This window comes from Nesterenkonia sphaerica (assembly GCF_005771565.1).
GTDB classification, from domain to species: domain Bacteria; phylum Actinomycetota; class Actinomycetes; order Actinomycetales; family Micrococcaceae; genus Nesterenkonia; species Nesterenkonia sphaerica.
Window position 1 is genome coordinate 1 of record NZ_VAWA01000066.1, and the last position, 606, is coordinate 606.

Genomic DNA, 606 nt, shown 5'->3' on the forward strand with positions numbered 1-606 from the left:
TGTGATGAGTCGGGACATGTGTCTCAGATGAGTCGCGAGATATGTCACTAACGGGAGCTTGGCCATCGGCCGGGTTCCCGTTGTGTGTTCCGCCAGTAGCCTCGGTGGGGGTCGATGGTGTTGGTCGCGAGGATTTCCCCGGTTTCTAGTTCGATGATGGTGACCTCGGTGGTATCTATCAGGGCCAGAACGCGTTTGCCGCGGTGGGCGGCTCCTATCCCGAGGTGGTGCATCCGACCTGCTCTGCGCAGGGTGATGCGCCCGGCTTTGTCGACCTTGTCATAGCGGATTCGGTAGAACTCTGTGCTGGGGTTGGCGGGGTGGGCTTTTGGTGTTGCCCGGTAGGCGCTGCCTGGTGTGTTGCGGTTCCGGGCCCGGTGGGGGCGTTTTTCGTTGTAATAGTGGCTGAAGGTATCGAGCTGTCGTTGGAGCATCTCGATGGTGGGGGCAGGCGGTTGGGCGGTGAGGAATCGTTTCAGTGTTTGGTGGAATCGTTCGATTTTTCCCTGGGTCTGTGGGTGTCCGGGGGATCCGTTCTTCTGCCGGACCCCGAGCAGGGGTAGAAGGTATTCAAAGCTGTTGCGACCGCCACCGGATCTAGCGGTG

At 60.1% G+C, this 606-nt stretch carries 1 protein-coding gene; it reads right to left on the reverse strand.

Features of this window, described 5'->3' with window-relative positions; all coding sequences use genetic code 11:
* Positions 1 to 47 precede the first annotated feature (47 nt).
* The coding region (locus FEF27_RS13135) for an integrase core domain-containing protein (protein ID WP_138171328.1) at positions 48 to 606 on the reverse strand (559 nt) is incomplete at its 5' end.